Source organism: Comamonas sp. MYb396 (assembly GCF_037479555.1).
GTDB lineage: Bacteria > Pseudomonadota > Gammaproteobacteria > Burkholderiales > Burkholderiaceae_C > Comamonas.
This window is the reverse complement of the sequence record NZ_JBBGYU010000018.1, coordinates 1-3893: the sequence shown is the minus strand read 5'-3', so window position 1 is coordinate 3893 and position 3893 is coordinate 1. Positions and strand designations below refer to the sequence as shown.

4 protein-coding genes are annotated in these 3893 nt (G+C 63.0%); 3 read left to right on the top strand and 1 reads right to left on the bottom strand.

Annotated features, from left to right (window positions below; genetic code table 11):
- The first annotated feature begins 79 nt into the window (after nt 1-79).
- From WH265_RS24150 to tnpC, 3 genes are all read left to right on the top strand, one after another.
- Nucleotides 80-493 (top strand): transposase, encoded by a 414-nt coding sequence (locus tag WH265_RS24150; RefSeq protein ID WP_204734747.1) that lies wholly within the window; start codon nt 80-82, stop codon nt 491-493.
- Nucleotides 490-825, top strand: coding sequence for an IS66 family insertion sequence element accessory protein TnpB (gene tnpB, locus WH265_RS24145; RefSeq protein WP_076195897.1), 336 nt, complete (start codon nt 490-492; stop codon nt 823-825). The genes WH265_RS24150 and tnpB overlap by 4 nt, the downstream gene beginning before the upstream one ends.
- 77 nt (nt 826-902) lie before the next feature.
- Nucleotides 903-2423 (top strand): IS66 family transposase, encoded by a 1521-nt coding sequence (gene tnpC / locus WH265_RS24140; RefSeq protein WP_373451374.1) that lies wholly within the window; start codon nt 903-905, stop codon nt 2421-2423.
- A gap of 48 nt (nt 2424-2471) precedes the next feature.
- Here the strand turns inward: tnpC and chrA are convergent, their stop codons facing one another.
- Nucleotides 2472-3725, bottom strand: a complete 1254-nt coding sequence (chrA, locus tag WH265_RS24135; protein ID WP_339559917.1) for a chromate efflux transporter — start codon at nt 3723-3725, stop codon at nt 2472-2474.
- Between the last annotated feature and the right edge of the window lie 168 nt (nt 3726-3893).

Genomic DNA, 3893 nt, shown 5'->3' with positions numbered 1-3893 from the left:
GTAAGCGCGCGGTGAACCCATCTTGAAGTGACTCTCTCCGTCTCGCAACATCGTGTGCACGCAACCCATCGTGCACACCATGCTCAAAGACTCAGACATTGCGAGATACACCGCTCGGCGCACCCACCGGACCTACACCCCAGCCTTCAAGGCGGAGCTGGTTGCCGCCTGCCTGGAACCGGGAACTTCCATCGCGGCCCTGGCCAACAGCCATGGCATGAACGCCAATGTGCTGCACCGCTGGCTCAAAGAGCATGCACGCACCGGATGCCACCAGCGCATCGAACCGCAACCGCCCTGCACACCAGCCCCATCAACCTCGATGCCAGAGTTCATCCCCCTGCGCCTGCCCAGTGTCACGTCGGAGGCCGTTGCGGCCGAGCTCAAGGTCGAGCTGCGCAAGGGGCCTCTGTCGATGAGCATCACGTGGCCCATGCACGCAGCGGCCGATTTTGCGCACTTTGCGCAGTGGGCGGCGGCGGTGCTCAAGTGATTCGCATCGACGCCGTTTGGCTGGCCATCACGCCCATGGACATGCGTGCAGGCACTGAGACGGCTTTGGCGCGGGTGGTGGCGGTGTTCGGTGCAGCACACCCGCACACGGCCTACCTATTTGCCAACAAGCGCGGCACGCGTTTGAAGGTGTTGGTACACGATGGCATGGGCATCTGGCTGGCCGCACGCCGGTTGCACCAAGGCCGCTTCCATTGGCCCTCACCGGGCGGCACGGCGCAGCAATCTCTTCAACGTGAGCAACTCGACGCCCTCGTGCTGGGCCTACCGTGGCAGCGTCTCGGTGAGGCTGGCGTCATCACCCTCATCTGACGCGTGACGTGGCGGTGACCATCAATCGGGAGATGTGCCGATAGCTGGGCAGGGCTTGGTTTGGCAGACTCTGCCTCATGGACGTTGCCACCGACACGCTCTCCCATCTGAACGCAGACGAACTGCGTGAGATGGTGCAGTCGCTGCGCCAAACGGTCTCCTTCAAACAAGCCACCATCGACAAGCTCACGCATGAGAACGCGCTGCTCAAGCGGCTGAAGTTTGCGGCGCAGTCCGAGCGCTTCAGCGCCGAGCAACGAAGCCTGCTGGAAGAAACGCTGGATGAGGACACGCAGGCCGTTCATGACGAGATGGCTGAACTCAACACAGAACCTATACCGGCGCGCGTCAAAGACCAGCCGAAGCGCCAACCCTTGCCAGCAAACTTGCCGCGCATCGACATTCGCCACGAGCCAGATTCGACCACCTGCCGTTGCGGCTGTCAGATGCAACGCATAGGAGAAGATGTGGCCGAGAAGCTGGACTACCAGCCGGGTGTCTTCAGTGTCGAGCGCCATCTGCGTGGGAAATGGGCCTGCGCCCAGTGCGAGACCCTGGTGCAGGCGCCCGTGGCGGCGCACGTCATCGACAAAGGCATCCCGACTACCGGGCTATTGGCGCAGGTGCTGGTGGCCAAGTTCGCCGACCACTTGCCGCTGTACCGCCAGGAGGCCATCTTTGGCCGTGCCGGATTGGCCATTCCTCGCTCGACGCTGGGCGCCTGGGTGGGCAGTTGTGGGGTGCAACTCCAGCCGCTGGTGGACGCCTTGAAAGCAGACATCCTGAAGCACCGCGTGGTGCACGCCGATGAGACACCGGTGCAGATGCTCCAACCAGGACACGGCAAGACCCACCGCGCCTACCTGTGGGCGTACGCCGCCGGTGCGTTCGACGACACCAAGGCGGTGGTGTATGACTTCTGTGCATCACGCGCCGGAGAAAACGCCAAAGCCTTCTTGGGCACTTGGCGCGGGAGCCTTGTATGTGACGACTTCAGTGGCTACAAACAGCTCATGGCGCAGGGTGTCACCGAGGTCGGTTGCCTGGCCCATGCCCGGCGCAAATTCTTTGACTTGCACACGGCGACCAAGAGCCCGGTGGCGCAACGGGCGTTGGAGCACATCGCGCAGGTCTATGAGATTGAGCGAGAACTCAAAGCCTGCAGCGCCGACGAGCGTCAACGGGCACGCCAAGAGCACTCAAAACCGCTGCTCGATACGTTGCACGCGTGGCTGCTGTCAACCCGGCAGAAGGTCACGGATGGCACGGCAACAGCCAAAGCGCTGGACTACAGCCTGCGGCGTTGGCAGGCGTTGACCCGCTTTGTCGACGACGGGCAACTGCCCGTCGACAACAACCACATCGAGAACCAAATCCGACCGATAGCCATAGGGCGTAACAACTGGCTGTTCGCCGGTTCGTTGCGGGCCGGTCAACGCGGCGCGGCTGTGATGAGCCTGATTCAAAGCGCCCGGCTCAATGGTCACGACCCGTACTCTTATATCAAAGATGTGCTGACGCGCCTGCCAACCCAACGGGCCAGCTTGATACATGAGCTGTTGCCGCATCGCTGGCAGCCGATAAGCTGCCCTCCTTAGCCAAGTACGGCTGTTCGTCTCACGGACCATGACGATGAAGCGCAGGCTTCAGGGCGTGATTGTCCAGCCGACAGCCGCCGCAAGCGCCACGACCAGCACAGGCGACTGACGCCCATAAACCAGCAAGCCGAAGGCGGCCAGGGCCAGCCCGAAATCGGCGCGAGAATGGATGGCACTCGGCCATACCGGGTCGTACAGCGCGGCTGCCAAAACGCCAACCACCGCCGCATTGACACCCGCCATCGCGCGCTGCACACCGTAGCGCTGGCGCAGCGGCTCCCAGAACGGCAGCGCGCCGGCCACCATCAGGAACGCGGGAACAAAGATAGCAACGAGGAGCGCCAGACCACCGACCCAACCTCCCAATGTTCCTGTCATCACTGCCCCGAGGTAAGCGGCGAAGGTGAACAAGGGACCGGGCACGGCTTGGGCGGCACCGTATCCGGCGAGGAAAGCATCGTTGGTGACCAGGCCAGCGGGGACGACACTCGCCTGCAGCAGCGGCAACACCACATGCCCGCCACCGAACACGAGTGCGCCCGCTTGGTAGAACGACGAGATGGCCGACAGTGCTGGTGACCGAACGGCAGCCGCCAAAACCGGCAACAGCACGAGCAAGAAGCCGAACATCAACAGCAGCGCCGCGCCTGTCCGTTTGCTGACGCCATAGTCGCGATGCTCTGCTCCAGACAGGTGTCCGAGTTGCACTGCCCATCGTCCTGCAATGCCGCCTGCGACGATGGCGCCGACCTGACCAATCGCCGACGGAACGGCCAGCACGAGCAGGGCGGCGCCGATGGCGACGCCAGCTCTCAGACGGTCCGGACAAAGAGTCTTGGCCATGCCCCATACGGCCTGTGCGACGATGGCAACTGCAACGACCTTGAGACCGTGGACCGCCCCTGATTGAGCTAGCGCGGTCCATTGGGTGACGCCCAGCGCGAACAGGATAAGGGCGACGGCGGACGGAAGAGTGAAACCGACCCACGCGCAAAACGCCCCCAACCACCCTGCGCGCCCAAGGCCCAGCGCGATGCCAACTTGGCTGCTGGCGGGACCCGGCAGAAACTGACAGAGCGCGACTAGGTCGGAGTAGTTCCTGTCGTCCAGCCACGCCCGACGCTCAACGAACTCTGTGCGGAAGTAGCCGAGGTGAGCGACGGGCCCGCCGAAGGAGGTCAGCCCGAGCTTCAAGAAGGCCAGGAAGACCTCGATGGCCGAGCCTTGTGGCGCAGTAGCGCCTGTCGGCAAAGCGTCGGCCAGTGCAGCATCCTGCTTGCCTTGTTCTTGACTCTGACTCATCGGATACCTAACTTGGTTGCTGATACGTCAGGCATCATAGCTACGCCACTTGACCACGCACGTGCAGGCACATGCCACATCTTGCGTTGGCGAGCAATTGCCGGAGCTTCCATCAAACGCCTTCGCCGCACGCTATTGCGAGTCAAGATGGGATGACCGGACGCTTAC